The following is a 21,056-nucleotide window of genomic DNA, read 5'->3' as shown; positions in this document are numbered from 1 at the left end:
CATCATGAATCGCATCGTCGGCGCCTCGCTGGGCCAGCCGCTTCTCGTCCTGCTGATGACACTGCTGTTGACGGGCGCGGGCACGCGTTCGCTGCAACGCCTGCCGGTGGATGCGTATCCGGACCTCTCGCCACCCATCGTGGAAATCATCACGCAGTGGCCCGGGCATACCGCCGAAGAAGTGGAACGGCTGATTACCGTACCGGTCGAGCTGGGCATGAACGACGTGCCCAAGACCACCACGCGGCGTTCCATTTCGCTGTACGGCCTGTCCGACGTCATCCTCACCTACGAAACCGGCACGGACAACAACTTCGCGCGGCAGGAGGTGTTCAACCGCCTGGGCGACCTGAGCCTGCCGAGCGGCGTCGCGCCCTCGGTGTCGCCGCTGTCCGCGCCTTCGGGATTGATCTATCGCTACGTGCTGCAAAGCACCGACCGCTCGCCGATGGACCTCAAGACGCTTGAGGACTGGACGGTGGAACCGCAATACAAATCGGTGCCCGGCGTGGCCGACGATTCGGGCTTCGGCGGCGGCACCATGCAATACCAGGTGCTGCTCGACCAGACCAAACTCGCCTCCGTCGGACTTTCCGCCGTGCAGGTGGAAGCCGCGCTCGGCGCCAACAACGCGAACGCCGGCGGCGGCTTCTATTCGCAGGGCGGCCAGTTCTACTACGTACGCGGCGAGGGCCGCGTGGAAACGCTGGAAGATATCGGCAACGTGGTGGTAGCCGTGCACAACGGCACGCCGATACTGGTGAAGGACGTAGGCCGCGTCACCATCGGCATCGCGCCGCGCCTGGGTGAATTCGGTTACGAAAAGCAGGATGACGCCGTGGAAGGCGTGATCCTGTTGCGTACCGGCGAAAAAACCCAGGACGTACTCAAGCGCGTCGAAGCCAAGACCAGGCAACTCAATGACGAGATCCTGCCCAAGGACGTGAAGGTCGTTCCGTTCTACGACCGCACCGACCTGATCTCGCTCACCACCAGGATCGTCGAAGACAACCTGCTGCGCGGCATGCTGCTGGTCGTGGTGGTGCTGATCTTCTTCCTCTACGACTTCCGTGCCGGCCTGATCGTCGCCACCACCATTCCGCTGGCCTTGCTGTTCGCCTTCATCTGCCTGGACCTGCAAGGCGCGTCGGCCAACCTGCTATCCATCGGCGCGGTGGACTTCGGCATTCTTGTCGACGCGGCCGTGGTGATGGTGGAAAACATCTTCCGCCAGATCGCCGAACGCGAGGGCAAGCCGCTCAACGTAAAGGACATCATCCGCGATGCTGCCGCCGAGGTGGATCGCCCGCTGTTCTATGCGGTGGCCGTGATCGTGGTCAGCTTCCTGCCGATCTACGTGCTGTCCGGCCCGTCGGGCACGCTGTTCAAGCCCATGGCCGACACCATGATCTTTGCACTGGTCGGCTCGCTGGTGATCACGCTGACCTTGTTGCCGGTGTTGTGCGCCGTGTTCATGCGCAAGGGCGTGAAGGAGCGACGCAACCGCATCTTCGAGGCGATCAAGTCGGTCTACGTGAAAGGCCTGGATGCCTGCCTTGCGTGGCCGTGGGTGACGGCCGCGGCATCGACCCTCCTGCTGCTCCTGTCGCTGCTGCTGATACCGCGCATCGGTGCCGAGTTCATGCCGCAGCTGGACGAAGGCGCGCTGTGGGTGCGCGCCACCATGCCTTACACCATCTCGTTCGAAGAAGCGTCGAAGATCACGCCGCGCGTACGCGAAGTGCTGCGCTCCTTCCCCGAAGTCACCACGGTGGCATCGGAACTTGGCCGCCCCGACGACGGCACCGATTCCACCGGCTTCTTCAACGTCGAGTTCTATGTAGGCCTGAAGCCGTATTCGCAGTGGAACGGCACGTATCGCAACAAGGCCGCCCTGATCGACGCCATCAACCAGAAACTGCAGGCCTTCCCCGGCATCATCTTCAACTACACGCAACCCGCCGAGGATGCCGTGGACGAAGCCGAAACCGGCCTGAAGAGCGCCCTGGCCGTGAAGGTGTTCGGTGCCGACCTGAACACGCTCGAGCAGAAAGGCAAGAGCATCAAGAAGGTGCTGGAGAACGTGCGCGGCATACGCGACGTGACCCTGGTGCAGGAGTTGGGCCAGCCCAGCCTGAGCATCACCATCGACCGCGCCAAGATCGCCCGCTACGGACTGAACGTGTCGGACATCAACGGCATCATCCAGACGGCCATCGGCGGTGATGCCGCCACGCAGGTCGTGCAGGGCGAGAAGCAGTTCGACCTTATCGTTCGCCTTGAAGAGCAGTACCGAAACAACCCCGAGGAGATCAAGAACATCCTCGTCACCACGCCGGACGGCCAGCAGATTCCGCTGAAGGAATTTGCCGCCATCGAGGTCACCAACGGCGCGTCGTTCATCTACCGCGAAAACAACTCGCGCTACATCGGCGTGCAGTTCTCCGTGGAAGGACGCGACCTGGCCGGCGCCGTGGAAGACGCCATCCAGCAGGTCAACGGCAAGGTGAAACTGCCGCAGGGCTATCGCCTGGACTGGGGCGGCGAGTACACCGAATACACCGCCTCGCGTGCGCAGTTGAACGTGATTCTTCCGTTGACGCTCGCCTTGATCTTCCTGTTGCTGTTCACGCTCTACAGCAACTTCAAGTTCCCCTTCATCACCGTGCTCGGCGTGCTGCTGTCCGCGCCGGTGGGCGGCATCGTGGCGCTGTGGATCACGGGCACGCCGTTCTCGGTGTCCTCGGGCATCGGCTTTCTCGCGCTGTTCGGCGTGTCGGTGCAAACGGCCGTGGTCTACATCTCCTACGTCAACGAACTGCGCCGCGGCGGCACCAACCTGACGGACGCCATTCGCGAAGGCGCCATCCTTCGCTTGCGTCCCATCATGATGACCGCCCTCGTCGCCGCACTTGGCCTGCTGCCCGCCGCGCTCGCCACCGGCGTCGGCACGGATACGCAGCGACCGTTCGCCCTGGTCATCGTCAGCGGCCTGTTTACGCGATTGCTGATCAGCGTGTTCCTCATGCCGGTGCTTTATGCGCTGGTCGCGCGACCCGACGACAGGTTAGAGGTGTGAGCGTGGCTTGATCGACGCAAGAGCTGGCCCCATCGGCCTGTCACGTGCCAGCCCGTAGGGGCCACGTTTTCCGCCGGTATTCGCCAGTCTTGGTGGCGAGCCTATCCGGCCAGCAGAGTGTAATGAACTCAGACAATCCATAGTTGACGCACAGGGGAATGTGATGGGAGCTGGACAGGGACGACTGAAGGTATATCTGCTTGCCGTGGGTTTGCTCTGGTGTGTGGGGCATGGCTCGGCCGCGTTCGCGCTGGACTGCGTTAACGCCACATCGAAGGTCGATAAAGCCGTCTGCCTGGACGGTCATCTGACTGCGGCGGATGCCAAGCTCAACGAAGACTACGGCGAATTGATGAAAGTACTTTCGCCAGCAGCGCAATCCATGTTGCGGGCCGATCAGCGTGCATGGCTGACCTATCGTGCAACGGCCTGCGGATTTACGCAGGACGGTGACCAGCCAGGCGACATGCGTTGCCTGAGCCGACAATTCCTCCGCCGAGATGAAAGACTTCTGGCTCCTTTCGCCCATCAACGGAGTTCGCAGCGCTACACGTTCTTCGTCCGAAGCACCTATGGGACTACCCCGAACCCGTCGGGGGGTCTGCCCTACTGGGCCGAGTCGTCGATACCGCAGATCGACCATAAATCTTCTATGGCGGGGGTCAGCTGGGCCGATGCCGAAGCGTGGAACACGCTTATCGCCAAGCGCATCGGTGCACTCGACCAGTCATCACTTTGTGCGGGCGGCAAAGGAGACATCTACCGGGAACCCCACGTCCTGATGGCCACCGCGTTGATGATCAGCGTGTCGATGGACCGCGACGACACATGTCACGGTGGAAGGGCAGCACTCATCATTGTGCGCGGATCCGGCTCTTTCAACGGATTGCCGCAAGATCACTTCATGTCCCAGACGCAATACAACATCGTGATGATGGGCGGCGATGTGCATGAACTTGAGCCGGGTGACCTTTTTTCTTCCGGAGGTGCCTGGTCGCAATTGCTGACCGAGCGACTCGAACAGGAGGTTCAGAAGCAAGCGCGCGACCATAACGAAGACTGGCATCCCTCAGCGGAGGCCATGCGGGCCGTCGCCATCGATCCTTCTAACTGGGTTTTCGGCAGCGATGCATTTCGTATCCGCGTCAATCAATCAGCCTTGTCGGCCGACGAATTCATCGGCGGGTTCACAGTGTCGATTCCGTGGAACGACCTGCAGGCCGTCCTCAGTTTCAAAGGAAAACGAATCTTGAACTCGTCGCCATGGTAAGGGGAACACCGTGAGGCAGGATGTCTTCGTTTCAGGGCGGGTCAACCTGCGCCGGTGGATAGCCCTCATCGCATTGTCGATGGGTTGGGCCGGCATAGCCCAGGCTGCCGATGATCCGACGACACCCCAAGGTTTTCTCGCCTATCCGCCATACAACGGCTTCGTGTTCGAGGCGGTCCATCTTCTTCCCGCGCGTCACGATCAGCTGACCGTCGATGAAGTGGACGACGACACGCTGTTTCGCGGCATGTCCGATATCCGCCTCGCTTCGGCTGCATCCTTCGATGATGAGAGCGAGCTGGACGGGCAACGGGCCGAACGCCGCCAAAAGCAGGCCGTGCTGACCGCCGTGCCCGATCAGGTCGCCGCCGAATTCAAGGCGATGCAGTCTGCGCCGAATGGTGATGCGGCCTATGCCATCGGCAAGCACCTGCCCGAGGCCATTCGCCTCTATACGGCCGCAGCCATCGACTTTCATGCGGCACACCCCGCGACCATCGTGCGACAAGCCGACCTGGAGTGGCCGAAGCCCTTACCGCCCGGGCCTATGGACACGGAGCAATTGGCGGCGCTGGACAAGGCGTTGCCACGTTTTCAGGCAGTGCTCGATCTGCCGGATGCCGTAAAATCGTCCCGGGTTGTCGCCGCCGCTTACATGTTGGGTCGTAGCCATGCCTTGCGTGGCGGCCCCGGCGACGCGGCCGCCGCAGAAAAGGCGTTCGTGCTGACACGCACGCTGGCGCGCGCCGGCATGCCCGACCCGCAGGGACTCGCCGTGGCGAGCTTTGGTGATCAGGCGCGGTTGCGGCGCGCGGCAGGCGATCTGGCTTCAACCATCGGTCTTTACGCAGAGCAGGCAGCGCGTGGGTCGATAGAGGGAGTCGAATCGCTCAAGTGGGTGGCCCAGTCGCTCTATCTCGATCCGCAGGGGATGGCCAAGGTCGAGGATATTCCGCAGGGACAGCGCCTGCTGCTCGCCTATGCGCTCGAAATCAATGACGACGGGCGGGTGCGTGAGTACGTTTATTCGCCGGGTGGACATCCGTATCTCAACGTGGACAACGGCACGATGGATCTCATCGTGCGAACAGCGAAGCAATGGCCAAAGGAAAAGATCGCCTGGCCTGATCGTCTCGCCTCCATCGCCTATCGCACCGGTGACTTCGAGTTCGCCCATGCACTTGTCGATGGGCAAAGCACCGCGCTCGCATGGTGGCTGAAGGCCAAGATGCTGCTGGCCGAGGGTAAGCTGTCCGACGCCGAGGCGAATTACAAGAAAGCGCTGGCCATGTCACCCGCGACGCCAGACCCCAATGGCCTCTCGCCATTCAACGAGTCCGCGGCGTGTGCAGAACTGGCGCAGCTCGAACGGGTTCGTGGTGAATTTGTACCTGCCATGCGCGATCAGCTTGCTTGCGACAGGACATACATGGGATTCCCCGCTCCCGATCTGCTGTTGTATCTGGCCGAACGTGTACTGTCCCTCAAGGAGCTGCAAGACATCGTTGCCGCCCTGCCGCCCGACCCTTCGATGCATACAGGCCGAGTACTGGACTATGACAGTGCACTGCTGCATTCGGCATTGGCCAAACGATTGGTCAGGGCGAACCGCTATCAGGAGGCACTGTCGTATGCCGACATCGAAGGCAACGTTGCTACAACCGTCAACGATCCTTCCTTCGATACCGGGTTGAGTCAAAGCCTCAAGAGCCAGCACGATTTTATTCAGGCGTACGCCACGGCGTCGGACCAAACGGCAAATGCAACGTCGGCCATTGAAAAAGCGGCTGCGTGGTATCAGCTCGCCCTGCTAACCCGTGTGGAACACGGGGTCATTCTGGATCACGACGCGCCTCTCTACAAAGATAAGGCTGCACCGATCTTCCATGGCGTCTCCGCCAGCGAACGTGACCGATTGAGGAACAATTACGTCACGCCGGACCAGGACAACCTACGTTGGTTCGTCGCCTTTGACGACGCGTACAAGGCGGCGCAGCTGTTGCCACCGCGCTCACAGGCTTATGCGGCCGTTCTTTGTCACGCGGCGCACTGGATGTACCAGGCTCCCGTCGTCGACAATCGCGATCCCGTCACCGGCTTGCGCGATGCATGGATGCTCTACGTGAAGCACGGCGCCCATGTGTCGTGGGCGAGTCATTTCGGTCACCAATGCCCAGACCCGGATTTCGACGCAGCAGCGCGGCCTTCCTGGATCAAACAGTGGCAGAAGCTCGTGCCAAGGCTCCATGTGCACCCGTGGTTGGCGAGTGCGTTTGCTTTTGCGCTACTCGCCACCGTGCTGGTGTTCGCATCGCTGCGGAGGCTGCGTGGAAAAAAGATGTCGTTCGACTCCCCCAACACGTGATCGACGCGATCGGTTCTTTTGATTCGATGGCCTCGCATCGATGGATTTTGGACACCCTTCCTCTTCAGGAGAGAACACCATGCAGACGCGCATACAGGGCACCGTGATGCCCGTACTTGAAGTCCGGCTCGATCCGAACGAAAGCATCTTCGCCGAGAGCGGCGAGCTTTCCTGGATGACCTCGTCGATCCAGATGACGACGCACACGCAGATGGGCGGTGGCGGCGGCCTGCTCGGCATGTTCAAGCGCGTGGTCGGCGGCGGCAGTTTCTTCATGACCGAATACCGCGCCGTGCAAGCCACGGGCGAAGTCGCGTTTGCCACGAAGGTGCCGGGCCATATCGTGCCGGTGTCAGTGAGCCCGGGTAACGAATACCTGGTGCATCGCCATGGTTTCCTCTGCGCCACGCCACAGGTCACCATTGGCGTGGGCTTCCAGCAATCGCTGGGCGCCGGCATTTTCGGCGGCGACGGTTTCCTGCTGCAACGCGTCGGCGGCTCCGGCACGGCCTGGCTTGAACTCTCCGGCGAACTCATTCGCAAGGACCTCGCCCCCGGCGAAACCCTGCGCGTGCATCCCGGGCATGTCGGTGCCTTCCAGGCCTCGGTCAACTTCCAGATCACCACCGTGCCCGGCATCAAGCACGCCATCTTCGGCGGCGACGGCATCTTCCTCGCCGCACTCACCGGCCCCGGCACCGTGTGGCTGCAAACGCTCCCCATCTCCCGCCTTGCCCATCAGGTGGCCGAATACCTGCCCAGCAATGAAGGCGGCGGTGGTGGACGCGCCGTGGTCGGTGGCGGCCTGCTTGGCGGCATCGTGGGCTCGCTGTTGAGCGGCGACGACAATTGACGAGCCGATGGTTGATATCCGCCACGGATATCAACCATCGAAACAAGTCCACAAGGGGAAGCCATGAAGATTCGTCTGTCCATCATCGCGTTCGCATTGACGTTGCCGCTGTTCGCCCACGCTTCGTGCGACACCGTGAAGTCCGACATCGACGCCAAGATCAAGGCGAACGGCGTAAGCAACTACAGCCTGGATGTCGTACCCACCGATCAAGCCGACAAGAGCAACGGCACCGTGGTCGGCCACTGCGAAGGCGACAAGGCCATCATCTATACCCGTGCGCCAGCCACGGCCGGAACCGACAACACCAACCATGCACCCGCCGTAGCGGCTCCCGCGCCCATGCGCTCGGGCCAGACTGGCGGCTGATCAGCGAAAGCTTGCGCGGAAGGGAAGAACGGATGCGAAGGCTTAAAGCCCTGGCTGCACCCATCGCAGCCGTCGTTCGCAGCTGAGCTGCCCCAAACGCTGGCCAGCGCGACACTTCAGAACCCGGTTTACGTCACTCGGAGCAGAGCAATGACACATCAAGAAGTGGCCGGCATTTGGGCATCGACTGGGCTGTGCGCTTTTTCTGTAGCCATCGCCGTCCTTTACAACTCGGGGACCGGCATAGGGGCATGGACAGGGCCACTCATCTATCTGCCAATGTGCTTCGCCTTCGTAAGCCTCGTTCTCTACCGGCAATCCGCCGCGATTCACGAGCTGAAGCAAGAGATCAAGCGTCTTCGGGACGGCGGCAATCAAGGCTCCACTGGCTGACCGTCCGCTGCAAACCACTGGCGGGAAAACACATCGGCGCATGAAGCGGAGTCAGCGATGAATATCGAAGGAGCAAGGCTGTGCATGGTCATGGTTGCGGCCATGATGATCGGTGCTCGCGGTGATCGGGTTGCCAGGGAGCCATCCAACCACCTGGAGAAGACACTCGGCGCCTGGGCAGGCAGGCCGGCGTTGCCTCGCCCAGAGGATTTGGCCAAGGCACTGAACATCGCCATCAGCAAGCCAGAGCTGGCGAGCACCTATGGATACCAGTCCGAAGGACTGAGCCTGACTTACCGGATCGGCGCCAATCCTTGGGGCCTGACTCGAATGGATTTTAGAGTTGAAACGGACAAGGGCGGAGTTCATGCGGCCCATGAAGAACTCGCCCTTTCCCTGGACAAGTCATATTGCCTGAAACCTGCCAATTTCCCGGCCGAAGTGGGATTGAGCCTCGCGAAAATGGTGATGCCGATAGCTGATAGCCCCAGCACTTATGACGTGATCTCCTACGATTCGCCTGCCGGGCGTGGCACAAGACTACGGATCGAGTCGGCCAGCAAAGATGACTGCGCCAAGCGCGTCTCGCTGTCGATCTTCTATTTTTCCAGGGATGCCGGACCGACCGTGGCGACCCTGATTCCTGCCGAGATATCCAATCGACTACCTGCGCGCCCTCCATTCACGGCCGCGGAGTTCTGGCAGACATTCATGGCAATGATTCGCCTGCACAACGGCTACATCGGACCGGAAGAACTGCAGCAGTCACTGCATGTGACATTCACACCCATCGCCATGGGCTACAAGAGCACCGCACGACGCGAACTCAGGGCGCGCGACGGCTGGTACTTCGGATTGTTTTATGACGTAACCGGCCCTGGGTATCAGAGCGTGCAACCCGGCGTGGTTCCGAACGGGCAAAGCTCTGCGCTGACCATCTCCATTCCCAGCTTCAGTTTTGTCGACGATGCAGGTCAGCCGGGCTGCTTGTCGGCAAGCATGGTCGAAACCGGATTGCTCGATGCCGGGTGGACACCTGCCGCGGAGAAGAAGGCACTGCTGGGTCAAGCGTATTCCCAGGCATTCAAGCTCGACGGCAAGGACTCAAACCTCGACTTTCTCGCGAACAAACTCGGCGATCGCTACTGCGTCACGAGTATTCGGGTAGCGGGGGCGTGGTGATGGCAATAACGATACGGCCAGAAAGGGCGGAGGTAGTTAAGTCCCGCCGCCATTGTGCGAATTGTCTACCTCCGTCCCGTTTGCCGAGGCGAACATCAAACCTGCAGGACAGGGCTACCCAACATGACACGTCGAATGCGTCGAGGATGGCTTCAGATGTCTGCGCTTGTGCTGTTCCCCGTAGCAAGCCCTGTCTTCGCGGGTGAATTGAACACGCCTCCACTTCTGGACGAAGGGTCGGTATATGTTCATGCCACGCCATACCTCGATAAGCAGGACACGCCCCACATCATGGGTGAAGTTGCAAATCGAAGCCGACACAGCTGGCTCACGGTTCGCGTCAGTTGCCGGACTGACAACGTGCGCACCGATGGCCAGCCAGCACTCGCCATCCCGTTGACCATCCGTCTCAATCCGCCGTTACCCCCGGGTAGCACGCAGAAGTTCGACGTACTGCCCAACGGGTCAGATGACAGTGAGCACTTGAGTCGAGCCTTGAAGCGATATCCGCAACCCTACTGGTGGGCTTGCGACACCGTCCACGCTTCGGGGGAAGACCTATCGCACCAGGTATTCACGGTTGGGCCACAACCACCGCCGCATCCCCGAGGGGATCTGTGATCCAGGGACCTAGGACGATTTTCCAAACGGCATGGTTGTCCGCTCTCGACCCGAAGCAGGCATCTCGGATTTGACATCAAGAGGAATTGATCCATGAATCTGGCGACACGCCACGCCATCTTTGCCTTGGGCATTCTTGGGGCACTTGTTGTATCTGGCACAAAAACGGCGTTGGCGGGCGCTAGCGCCCCGGTTGAATCATCGATGTCGCCGGCGCCGCCTCCGCTTAAGGCAGCTAGAACCATCGATCTACCGGGTGAGGGGCAGAGGCCTTACGTTATGGGTCTGAGTTTCAGCCCCGATGGTCGATATCTAGGCATTGTCGAAAAGCTTGCCGACGGTTCGAACGCAGTGGTCGTTTGGGACGTGCAAGAAGACCGAATGCGATCGCACATCGCGATAAGCCGCAGCTTCAGTGATTATCCAGGCGTTGAGCTGACCTGGACCCCGGACGGTAAGTATCTTACGTTCGGCAATAGCGGCCGGACCTATCCCATTCAATTCTGGAACCCGATGACGGGAGCGCTCGCCAAGGAGGCGCCCGCATCTGTTTCTGCCTACGCACTGCACTTCAATAGCGACGGGAGTAAGGTGCTGGCAGAAAATGCCCCCATCGCGCGCAGCTCGGTATTCCGAATCTACAACGTTGACGACTGGAGCTACCAGGAGGTAGACGAGAAAGACCTGTACATCAGGGCGCTTTCGTGGGTAGGCGACAGCCAGGTGCTGGTGCTTGGCTCTGTGCGCCGAAATGAAGCAGGTGCGGAGGCCACTGCCCAGTCTGCGAAGCTCGGCTTCAAGGAGAATGATGCGGTGGCGCGCTTGATCGATCTCACGGGGCAGCGCCCGCCAACAACCGTGATGCTCGCACCCTCGCTTCCCCATGTCGTTGAGCGCAACGGTGTGTCGCGCACGTGGTACGAAGACCAGTTGGTCAGCTTTCCGTTTCTCTTGCCAGATCATCAGGGTGGCAGGGTTCTTGCGGGCTTTGGTCACATTATTAGTACCAAGACCATGGACGTTCTCACCTATGCGTCGATCGATGAGCTGGTCACTCACAAATACCCCGGCGAGCTCGATCAACGGAACGCGTCGATCAGCCCCGATGGCGCATATATTTATCTGAAGGGGTCAGCCAGGCCTGGTTCCAATGAGGCCCGGAATCTGGTCCTGGATGCAAATACAGGCAAGCCGGCATTTTGGTTTAAGGGCGGCCACGAGAGTATTGCCGTCAGTCCTGATGGTAAGTGGCTTGCGACCGGCGATGGCTCATCGATTTCCATAGCGCGTATCGAGTAGTTTCGATGCGTGCCCGGGCGTTCCTGCGATGTCCTCTTCCGACCCCAAACGGACGCCCAGGAAGGCATGCCAAAGCAACGCTACGGTTATCCATGTATGGAAACGGGGAAACCCCATGCACGTGATTGACGACTTCAGGCGATGGTGGGTTCTGATCGTGGTGTGGGCATGCTTTTGCCCCGTCGTGCTTCTCGTTCCTGCGGGATATAGGACGGTTCAGGACACCAAGGCGTTTTGGGATCCGCTAAGACCGACTTCCCTCTCCGCAACGATTGTTGACAGGCGTGTTCACCGTGGAAGTTATGAGGTTCGCTACGCTTTCTCCATCGGCGACCGCGTTTATGGGACTACCGACGAGTTTGGTCGGGAAGATCCCTGGACAGAAATCAACACGTCTACCTGGCGCGCGTTGAAGGCAGGGCAGAATCTCCTCCCGGTGACATACCTGCGCGAGAAGCCGGAGATAAACAGGCCGTCTCGATACGCCACCAATATCTCCGAACGTGCGGACGTCGCCCAATCCTGGGCACTGCTCATGTTCTGCGTGGCCATGACGCTCGGGTGGCTATTTGCCGGCGAGCTCTTGCGCCGGTTCATCGTGAAATACCGACCCGTTGCGGTAGCCGATGCGTATTGAAGGACAACCCATCACATAGGCCAATGGCCCATCGCGAAATGGCCGCTTCCGACGCGGAGCGGACCTTGGAAGAAGTGCACCCTGGCACCCTTTTCTCGGAAAGGATTCATGTCGACGTCGCTGGGCCAAGCGCATGTCGCGAGGTCGAGCCGAGATTCCGAGGGCTTCATCCACTGACTTGAAGCCCCCGCCGCAAAGTACGTTCAGCCGTTTCCCCGTACGCGCAGCGTCAATCCCTTGAGGAAGTTTCGAAGCAGCTGGTCTCCGCAGAGGCGGAAATTCTTATGGCCGGGCTGGCGAAACAGGGCGGTAAGTTCCGGCTTGGAGATCGGAAAACCGGCGTCCTGGAAAGCTTGGTGCATGTCGACATCCTTGAGCTGGAAAGCGACACGCAGCTTTTTCATCACCACGTTGTTGGTAACGCGTTTTTCGATCGGTCGTGGCGGGAGGCTTTCATCTTTACCGCGATGGTAAAAGACCAACCCGTCGAGAAAGTGTGCGAGCACCTGATTGCCGCACTCGGCATAACCTTCTTCATCGTCCTTCTTCAGGAACGCTTGCACGTCCGACTTATCGATCGGGCTATCGGCATCAGACAGCTTGATGATCTCGACAACTTTGTTGTCGCTGAGATCGAGCATGTAGCGCACGCTTCGTAGTACGTCGTTATTGATCATTGCTTGTCCTGTGATGCACGCCCCATGGCCTTTGGGTGTGGCACCTGTCAATTCGTGAGCCTGGCTGGGGCCAAGCTGGCGTCCATGTCATCGGTATGCGCCGCGCCTGGCGGAGAGCGCTGCTTACCCACCGCCTTCGCACGTCATCCGGAGACCGGGCTCACTTGGGCGGCCCGATTTTAGCTCAGCCGCGCCCACATATCTGGCTACGCTGGCGTGCAGGTATCGAGAAAGTGCCGGTCGCAAGCCATCACATGGGCTGCGCTGAACGCGGCGTGGCGCCTACGTGCGCATTTCGTGCGATGCCTTCCGTGTATTCAATTAACTACCTCCGTCCCGTTTGTCGGGGGCGTCCTATGTGCACTTTCGACCGGAAGCAGGCATTCCTGCGCCAGGTGCCTGCCGCTTCACCGACGCACGCACCGAACCACACGCCATGCACTACCGCCCAACACGCCAGCGGATCGCGCGGCTTGGCGATGAATCCCTACATCCCGGGTGAGCGACCTTTGATACGGTCGTCGTGTTGCTCGCGGGGTCTTCGGACGGGGTTTGCGAGCGGCCAGCAGCAATGCTGTGAGTAGCGCGGGTCGCATGGGTAGGAGCCCATACGACCCGCTGACCATCAACAACTACCTTGGAGTTGATCATGGCTACGCCGGATCATACGGCACGCGCACGCGCGTCTTTCCTGCAAGACGACTACCTCGCTTTCATCCCCGACAGTTCGCATAGGGCGAACCTGACACGGCGCCCGCGCGGCACCGCGCCACCCGCACTTTCGACCCGCTTAGGTGACAACCACGTTGTCCACGGACGGCGACGTGTGACTCTGCATGCAACACATCAGGGACGGCATGCAGGGACGGGCGAATCATCGATGCGTGCCATGCCGGCTGTCTCGGCTGGCGCGAACCGCGCAGTGCGTTATCGGTACGAGGAAGCAGCCAGCCGCAGGCTGGCGTAAGGTTGTTGCGAGCCCGTTGATCGCCCCTGTGGCGCGCCGTGTTGCATGCTGTGCGCCACACCCAGCGAAGCGAGACCGCAGCAACATGCTGCATGGGCAACCAGGCGCAGGATGCCGCGCTTCCTGCCACGGTCACCAGCGTATTCGCGGTGCATGAAAGCATCAGGAATGTTGCCTCCGGCCCATGGATTCCACAGGGCCTTCCTTTCGACGCAAGATGAATTCAGCCAGCTAACGAAAGAACCCTGGGCCGTTTGCCGGATTTTCACTTCCTGAAAGCCAACATGCGGCCACTGCGCCTTATCCAGGTGAGGTCATGACGTTTCGGCTGACTGCTTTCCTGCTTGTCGCGGCCTTCTGCGTCGCGCATACCGGCCTTGCGAGCACGGCGTCGGTGGATGACGCAGCGCTTCGAAAAAAATGGGAGGTGGATGAATCCACCAGGCTCTATTTTCGACGGGCAGATGGTTCGTCCTTGAGCGAACCGGATTTTCTTCGCGCAGTGAATCAGGGCCAGGGTTACTCGGTGGACCAGCCCGCTTACAACGGCAAGCTGGTTTTCGTGATGGGCCAACCCGTGGCGTGGGGCCTGGTACCGCTGCCCGATGGGCACGCCAGCAAGCTGGAAAAGGGCGCGCTTGTGCCGCCATTTGAACTGACGACGGTGGATGGCCGGCCTGTGTCCAATGCGATGTTCAAAGGCAAGGTGACGCTTATCGATTTCTTCTCCTACGGCTGCGGGCCCTGCCTGGACGAAATTCCGGCCTTGAATGCGTACAAGGCGGCACATCCCGACGTGCAGACGCTGGCCGTTGCGCCGGATAACGACATCTACATCCGCGATCTGGTCAAGCACGAACGCTTCGCGTGGCCGACCGCCGCCAATGCAGCGCCCTTCTTCAGGGATCTTGGACTATGGGGCACGCCGACACTGGCACTGATTGACGAACAGGGCCGCTTGCTTGCAACGAGGCTGGGGCCCATCAAGGCGCCGGGCAGCCAGAGCGTGACGGAAGGAAGCATCGACCAGTGGGTGCAGAGCCACATCGCTGCGCAACACTGACGCGCAGCCTTGGAAACACGCGGAGAATTCCGCCCGGCGCAGGGTTCACGCCGTCGCCCTATCAGGGCGAGCGATGCACCGATGCCGGCAAGGATTGCCGAATGCCCTGCGCAACGGCCACCGCGATCTTCTGATATCCCTCGTCCGAGTAATGGACATTGTGTGGCCGCTTGAACAACCCGGGCTCGAAGCCCTTGGTCAGGTCGTAGAGATCGACCACCGCAACGCCGTGCTGCTGCATGATCTTCTGCGCCGCCTGGTTGTAGCGAATGGCGTCCTCGACGTTTCTTCCGCTTTCGCCTTCGGGAACAAACGTAGTGTTTTCCCAGACAAGATGCGCATGCGTCTTCTGCAGACGCTCCACGATCTTCTCGAGGTTCGCCTTGTATTGATCAAGGCTGATGGCTATCGACCCATGCACCTTGTCGCGGTCGTTCGACTCCGGCAGCGCAGGGTTGTGATAGCAGAAGTCCCATTGCCCGAAATTGAAGCTGATGACATCCCACCGGGTGGAACCCAGCCAGTCGTCCATGTGCTCAAGGCCATAGGCGGATGTCTCGCCGTTCTCCGGAATACGGCTCACCTCGGCCTCGCCGCGAAGCAGCGCGACGACATGCGGCGTATAGCCTTCCGAAATGGAGTCGCCAATGATGAGCACCTTGGGCAGTGCGGAACCTGCGTATACAGCTTGCGAAGCCGAAACAGCGAACATGGCCACGGTCGCCAAGCGACATATCGATGCTATTTTCCCCATATCATCGAACTCCTTATCGGCGAGGCAAGATCTTCTCTAGACCTGTAGCCGTCAATTGCAAACAAGGTAAATGTCATCGATTGAAGGGTATCGACCTCATATAACTACAGCTTTCCCCTTGTGCACGGGAAGGGGAATCAATGGCGGCATTATGTCCGCAGAGAAAAGTCCCTCGGACCAAGGACCCAGGTCTGCTTTACCCCCTGAAGAGCGAACCCTCGTCTCGGCTCATCATGCACACGCAAGAATGTGGCTGGTACGCACAGCGGTACACCGTCACTAGATATTCGTCTTAGTGCGTACTGGCGGCCCAGTCCATCGCCAACATCCGTCCGTTGCTCCAACTGTTCCAGCACACATCGTGCGGTAACACTGCTCTACATCGCTCACGCCGTACCTGATTTCGCAAAACCCGCGAAATCGCATTCGTTCATCTGGCGTTAGACGCTCCATATCCTTCGCATCCAAATAAGGCCACGCAGGATTAATAAATTCATATTGCCAGGCCGGCCTGCGCTTCACGAACCAAACCCATGAGGTCCCCACTTCGTGGTCACCCACGATCCGTTCGCTGCCTAGGTAGTAGCGCCCTGCGACGATGAAAGCGACAGAACATAGCAATGTGCCGCCACAGATCCGCCAGTTAATCAAGGCGCGCTCACTTTCAGTTCGTTGCGCAATACGCGAGCCACTACAAGACCATAAGCGCCCGGGCAAGCCCGCTTATTCCCCTTCAGCGCGGCCCACTCGCCATGGCCTCCAAGCTTACTGATACCGAAAAAGTCTGCGAGGGCATGGCAAAGAAGTGAAGTGGATTCCACTTGCTTATCACTTGGCACATCGTAGCCAAAATCAACGGCGTCGGATGCTTCCCCCATCAGTTCCTTGAAGCCATGCCACAAACCCTTTTTCTGGGTCGTAGCCCAGGCACCAGGGCCATGTTCTATGGCCTCACCAGGCAGACTAAGGTCCGCTAGCAAGACGATGCCAATCACCCCCGTGTTGTTGCCTTCGATGTTGGCACCGCGATAGCGAATGTCCAACGCTTCATAGACCACCCCTGCGCAATCCACTGCATAGTGATAACTAACTTGTCCAAAATGCCCTAGGTCAATGGCTTCAGCCTTTCGCATTTGCTCCACACCATCTGCCGAGCAACTGAAACTATTGCCGGCGTGATGAATGGCTATGCCCGAATAGTTCCAATCTTTCACCACCCCCTTGGCAATGTCTTCGGCCTTCCAGGCTGAGCGAGTACGCACTCGAAGGCCCTTCGACCGCAACTGGTCGATGATCGCCTGCCGCGTTGCCGCACGGTTATTTACGCTAATTTCAATCGCTTCGTCTTTCGTGCTGCCTACGCTCGTTGTGGCTTTAGTCCATTGTTTTATGAAGTAATCAGCCATATGGCTACATTCCCTTATCGAATTTTAGTGTGCGACGCGGCGCGACAAAAACAGAATGAAAATTCACCTCCAGCGATTCGTTACTGCGAATGACTGCATATCCGTTGGCATCCGTAAAACCTTGCACATGACGGCCGCCAACTTCTGCGACGACGACGTGATTAGGCATTGGCTCACCTGTCGTGCTGTCGCGCAGCAAGACCCAACACGTGGCGATCCGCGTTGGCGAGGCTGCTGTCGAGGGCCTTGCTGCGTCACCCATTGGCCGCTGCTCGAAACTACGCAGGGGCGCTTCGTGCTCTTCGAATGATTGGCAGGCAAGCGATTGCGCTGCCAGAAGCTTGGGCGACGGGCTGCATTTGCAAACGCAAAGATCGCCTTCCAGTAGAACTTGTTTGCCGTTCAACGTGCTTGTGTGAAACGGTTGAACGTTGGCGCCCACTCCATTGCTATTACAGGAAGGGCAGTAGACGTGTGCGCCTTCATAAGCTATGGGCACACCGCTAACGGTGCTTGCGCTTTCTCCTTCCAAAACCGTACCGCCAGCAGTTGTCTTGGCGCCCTGTGTAATTAGGTAACGCTTCATATCTTTCCCTGTTCATCAACGAAGGGGGCGCCGTGGACGCGATTCGGCACTTTCTCGCCACAGAGAATTCACGCCAAGGGAAGCAGGCCGCACGGGCTTGTAGGCGACTTGCCCTGACGATTTGGAGCGTGCCGGTTTAACGGAGGAAGACAGAAGTACCGGTAGGGATGTCTAGGACCGGGCGGAAAATCGTGCCGCTCAACTCCACATTAACCAGTCGCCCATATCTGGCCCGTTCGCGGCTCCGCCCCACCCTTAACCAAAAGCGCGATACCTCAGCGCATCAACCAGCAACGCGAACGCGGGCGATGGTTGTCGCCGGCTTGGGTAGTACAGGTGGTAGCCGGAAAACAGCGGGCACCAGTCGTCCAGCACCTGGTGCAAACGGCCGGCCTGGATGTGCGGCAGCACCATGTCTTCGGGCAGGTAGGCCAGACCGAAGCCAGCGAGTGACGCGGTGAGGATGCCTTGAAGGCTGTTGAAGGTCAGTCGACCTTCCACGCGCACGTTGAGTGCCTGGCTGCCCTTTTCGAATTCCCATGCATACAGGCCGCCATGCGTAAGGAAGCGCAGGTTGATGCAGTCGTGTCGGGTCAGGTCGTGTGGTGTGGCGATGGGCGGCTTGGCGTCCAGGTAGGCCGGTTGGGCCACAACGACAAGGCGCGTCGGTGGCCCGATGGGCACTGCGATCATGTCGAGCGCGACCTGCTCGCCGAGGCGAATGCCGGCATCGAAACGTTCGGCGGCAATATCGGTGAGCGTGGAGTCGCTGATCACTTCCACGCGGATGTCCGGGTACTTCGGCAGGAATGTTTCCAACACGGGCCACAGGATGGTGGCGGCGGCATGTTCGCTGCTGGTGATGCGGATGGTGCCGCTGGGCTTGTCGCGCAATTCGCTCAGCCCGGCAAGCGCCGCGTCGATGTTCTCGAAATTGGGTGCGAGCGCCTGCTGCAACCGCTCGCCCGCTTCGGTGGGCGACACGCTGCGCGTGGTGCGGGTGAGCAGGCGCAGGCCAAGCCGCGCTTCCAGCCCCTGGATCTTGTAGCTGAGCGCCGACTGCGACAGGCCCAGCTGCGCAGCGGCGCGGGTGAAGTTGCCTTCACGCGCCACGGCCAGGAACGCCTGCAGATCGTTGTAGTTCTCGCCGCTCATGGTCGCGCCGATGCGATTGATCGATGGGAATCATAAGTCCATTCGATATTTGCCGTCTTATCAGATAGGCGCAGCGGGACCACACTGGCTTGGCCTTCCCCGCCCGGCGTGCATCCACGCGCCGCCCTGGCGACGTTTTTACTCCCCCAAGGAGCCCGGCCATGGCCGATGCCCAGAAAACCCAAGGCCCTTTCGCCGATGTTGTGCCCGCGCTCGACCGGCTTACCCAGCAAGTGTTGTTTGGTGAGGTCTGGGAGCGAAAGGAACTATCCAAGCGCGACCGCAGCCTGATCACCGTGGCCGCGTTGATCGCGCAATACCGCATCAACGAGCTGCCGTTTCACTTGAAGTTTGCGCAGCAGAACGGTGTCACCCGCGACGAACTGGTCGAGGTGATCACGCATCTGGCCTTCTATGCCGGCTGGCCGGCAGCGAGCAGCGCCGTGGGTATCGCGCGCAAGGTGTTCGAGGAAAACCCCTGAGCCGCCGCGACACACGTTGTTTCCCTTTTCATGAATGCATTGAGGTGAGCCATGCAAAAACGCGAGCTTGGAAAGAGTGGCCTGGACGTCTCGGCCATCGGCTTTGGCTGCATGGGGCTGAATTTCAGCTACAGCCATGCGCTTTCAGATAGCGACTCCGTTCGCCTGATTCGCGACGCGTTCGATCGCGGCGTGACATTCTTCGATACGGCGGAAGTCTATGGTCCGTTCACCAACGAAGTGCTGGTGGGCAGGGCATTGGCACCCGTTCGCGACCAGGTGGTGATTGCCACCAAGTTTGGTTTCGACATCGATGCCGCGACGGGGCAGAACAAAGGTTTGAACAGTCGGCCGGAACATATTCGTGCCGTGGCCGAAGCATCGCTGAAGCGCTTGGGCGTCGAGACCATCGACCTGTTGTATCAGCATCGCGTCGATCCGAACGTGCCCATCGAAGACGTGGCCGGTGCGGTGAAGGACCTGATCGCACAAGGCAAGGTGCGCCACTTTGGCTTGTCCGAGCCCGCCGCGCAGACGGTGCGTCGGGCACACGCGGTGCAGCCCGTCACCACGCTGCAGAACGAGTACTCGCTGTGGACGCGCGGCCCGGAGACCAACGGCATCCTGGATACGTGCAGGGAGCTGGGCATTGGCCTGGTCGCCTATAGCCCGCTGGGCAAGGGTTTCCTTACCGGCGCCATGAACAAGGACACCAAGATCGGCGACAACGACTTCCGCAAGCATCTCCCGCGCTTCTCGCCCGAAGCCATGGCCGCGCACCAGGCGATGGTGGATCTGCTGACCCGCATTGCCGCCGCCAAGCAGGCGACGCCGGCGCAAATCGCACTGGCATGGCTGCTTGCCCGCGAGCCGTGGATCGTGCCGATTCCGGGCACCACCAAGCTGCATCGCCTGGAAGAAAACCTGGCGGCTGCCGCAGTGGAACTGACCGCCAGCGATCTGGCCGAGATCGAGAAAGCCGCTGCCGCGATCCACATCGAAGGCGACCGCTATCCGCCGCACTTGATGGCCACCATCGGCCGTTGATGATGGGCTGCCGCCCGTACAAGCAGCAGTCGAAGGCGACTGGTTGATGGCTCGACGCGATGTCTGTTTTCACCCGGAAGCAGACATCGCCCACACGACGCGTGCCACGCGTTCGCGGTGAATCGTTGATCGACGGGCACGCCAATGCCTCCGTGGCCGGTCCGCAAACTTCATGGCCCCATGTAACCCGGCCGGCGTTTCCTTCGAAGTACCTACCAACTGGTTGGTATTTCCCAAGGATTCGCCATGACATCACTGCGTAACTTCTATTTCCTTCGTGCGGGCGTTGCTTTTGTGTGGGCCGCATTGGCCGTACTGCTGGGATCGGCACCCGCGTTTATCGTCGGTGCGCTGCTGGTGCTCTACCCCGCATGGGATGCAGTGGCGAACGTGATGGATGCTCAACGCAGTGGCGGGTTGCAGGCCAACCCGGGGCAGAAATTCAATGCGCTCACCAGCGTGATTACCGCGGTATGCATGGCGATCGCCTTTGCGCTGCAAGGCAATGCGGGCGCGGTGCTGGTGTTTGGTGTGTGGGCGTTGCTCGCCGGATTGTTCCAGCTTGCCGTGGGCATAAGCCGCCGAAAGCTGGGCGGCCAGGCGTTCATGATCATCAGCGGCGCACAGTCGGCGCTGGCAGGCGTCATCTTCATCAAGCGATCCTTCGGCATCGCGCCGGGCATCGCACAACTCGCCCCTTACGCCGCGTTTGGCTGCCTGTATTTCCTGCTGTCAGCGCTCTGGCTGACTTTCAGGAAGAACCGCTCGGCGTCGCTGGTGGATGGCACCGTTTCGTAAGCCATGAACGTGCAGGTGCGGAACGGGTAGCTCCTTGGATCCAGGTCGTGCAT

General features: G+C 60.1%; 18 protein-coding genes. 13 read left to right on the top strand and 5 right to left on the bottom strand.

What is annotated here, in order from left to right:
* Positions 1-4 precede the first annotated feature (4 nt).
* The 9 genes from DK366_RS15020 (at position 5) to DK366_RS14980 (ending at position 12,068) form a co-directional block, all read left to right on the top strand.
* A complete protein-coding gene (locus DK366_RS15020; protein ID WP_157956565.1) occupies positions 5-3,079 on the top strand; it encodes a CusA/CzcA family heavy metal efflux RND transporter in 3,075 nt (1,024 codons plus the stop codon).
* 163 nt (positions 3,080-3,242) lie between these two features.
* Positions 3,243-4,349: a lysozyme inhibitor LprI family protein gene (locus tag DK366_RS15015; RefSeq protein ID WP_109126372.1), complete on the top strand. Its 1,107-nt coding sequence runs from the start codon at positions 3,243-3,245 to the stop codon at positions 4,347-4,349.
* 10 nt (positions 4,350-4,359) lie between these two features.
* Positions 4,360-6,714, top strand: coding sequence for a hypothetical protein (locus DK366_RS15010; RefSeq protein WP_157956564.1), 2,355 nt, complete (start codon positions 4,360-4,362; stop codon positions 6,712-6,714).
* Between the two features lie 79 nt (positions 6,715-6,793).
* Complete coding sequence (locus DK366_RS15005) at positions 6,794-7,567, top strand: TIGR00266 family protein (RefSeq protein WP_109126370.1); 774 nt, start codon at positions 6,794-6,796, stop codon at positions 7,565-7,567.
* Between the two features lie 63 nt (positions 7,568-7,630).
* Positions 7,631-7,936, top strand: a complete 306-nt coding sequence (locus DK366_RS15000; protein ID WP_109126369.1) for a DUF1161 domain-containing protein — start codon at positions 7,631-7,633, stop codon at positions 7,934-7,936.
* 150 nt (positions 7,937-8,086) lie between these two features.
* The gene (locus DK366_RS14995) at positions 8,087-8,329 is read left to right on the top strand and encodes a hypothetical protein (RefSeq protein WP_109126368.1); all 243 of its coding nucleotides are present in this window, start codon (positions 8,087-8,089) and stop codon (positions 8,327-8,329) included.
* Positions 8,330-8,386: 57 nt separating this feature from the next.
* On the top strand, positions 8,387-9,511 hold the full coding sequence (locus DK366_RS14990) for a hypothetical protein (RefSeq protein ID WP_157956563.1): 1,125 nt from the start codon (positions 8,387-8,389) through the stop codon (positions 9,509-9,511).
* Positions 9,512-10,225: 714 nt separating this feature from the next.
* The gene (locus tag DK366_RS14985) at positions 10,226-11,431 is read left to right on the top strand and encodes a WD40 repeat domain-containing protein (RefSeq protein ID WP_109126366.1); all 1,206 of its coding nucleotides are present in this window, start codon (positions 10,226-10,228) and stop codon (positions 11,429-11,431) included.
* Between the two features lie 115 nt (positions 11,432-11,546).
* Complete coding sequence (locus DK366_RS14980; RefSeq protein ID WP_109126365.1) at positions 11,547-12,068, top strand: hypothetical protein; 522 nt, start codon at positions 11,547-11,549, stop codon at positions 12,066-12,068.
* Between the two features lie 203 nt (positions 12,069-12,271).
* On the opposite strand, the gene DK366_RS14975 is transcribed toward DK366_RS14980, so the two are convergent.
* On the bottom strand, positions 12,272-12,745 hold the full coding sequence (locus tag DK366_RS14975; protein ID WP_109126364.1) for a DUF1456 family protein: 474 nt from the start codon (positions 12,743-12,745) through the stop codon (positions 12,272-12,274).
* Positions 12,746-14,028: 1,283 nt separating this feature from the next.
* Between DK366_RS14975 and DK366_RS14970 the strand changes: the two genes are divergently transcribed.
* Positions 14,029-14,775 (top strand): TlpA disulfide reductase family protein, encoded by a 747-nt coding sequence (locus tag DK366_RS14970; RefSeq protein ID WP_109126363.1) that lies wholly within the window; start codon positions 14,029-14,031, stop codon positions 14,773-14,775.
* A gap of 61 nt (positions 14,776-14,836) precedes the next feature.
* On the opposite strand, the gene DK366_RS14965 is transcribed toward DK366_RS14970, so the two are convergent.
* The 4 genes from DK366_RS14965 to DK366_RS14950 form a co-directional block, all read right to left on the bottom strand.
* The gene (locus DK366_RS14965; protein WP_157956562.1) at positions 14,837-15,487 is read right to left on the bottom strand and encodes an SGNH/GDSL hydrolase family protein; all 651 of its coding nucleotides are present in this window, start codon (positions 15,485-15,487) and stop codon (positions 14,837-14,839) included.
* A gap of 689 nt (positions 15,488-16,176) precedes the next feature.
* Positions 16,177-16,935, bottom strand: coding sequence for a peptidoglycan recognition family protein (locus DK366_RS14960; RefSeq protein WP_109126361.1), 759 nt, complete (start codon positions 16,933-16,935; stop codon positions 16,177-16,179).
* 4 nt (positions 16,936-16,939) lie between these two features.
* Positions 16,940-17,521: a PAAR domain-containing protein gene (locus DK366_RS14955; protein WP_109126360.1), complete on the bottom strand. Its 582-nt coding sequence runs from the start codon at positions 17,519-17,521 to the stop codon at positions 16,940-16,942.
* Between the two features lie 255 nt (positions 17,522-17,776).
* Positions 17,777-18,676, bottom strand: a complete 900-nt coding sequence (locus tag DK366_RS14950) for a LysR family transcriptional regulator (RefSeq protein ID WP_109126359.1) — start codon at positions 18,674-18,676, stop codon at positions 17,777-17,779.
* A gap of 161 nt (positions 18,677-18,837) precedes the next feature.
* Between DK366_RS14950 and DK366_RS14945 the strand changes: the two genes are divergently transcribed.
* From DK366_RS14945 to DK366_RS14935, 3 genes are all read left to right on the top strand, one after another.
* Positions 18,838-19,158: a carboxymuconolactone decarboxylase family protein gene (locus DK366_RS14945; RefSeq protein ID WP_109126358.1), complete on the top strand. Its 321-nt coding sequence runs from the start codon at positions 18,838-18,840 to the stop codon at positions 19,156-19,158.
* 51 nt (positions 19,159-19,209) lie between these two features.
* A complete protein-coding gene (locus DK366_RS14940) occupies positions 19,210-20,205 on the top strand; it encodes an aldo/keto reductase (protein WP_109126357.1) in 996 nt (331 codons plus the stop codon).
* Between the two features lie 246 nt (positions 20,206-20,451).
* Positions 20,452-21,003, top strand: a complete 552-nt coding sequence (locus DK366_RS14935; protein WP_109126356.1) for a hypothetical protein — start codon at positions 20,452-20,454, stop codon at positions 21,001-21,003.
* Positions 21,004-21,056: the final 53 nt, after the last annotated feature.

Source organism: Dyella sp. C11 (assembly GCF_003121485.1).
GTDB lineage: Bacteria > Pseudomonadota > Gammaproteobacteria > Xanthomonadales > Rhodanobacteraceae > Dyella.
This window is presented reverse-complemented; position numbering and strand designations above follow the sequence as displayed.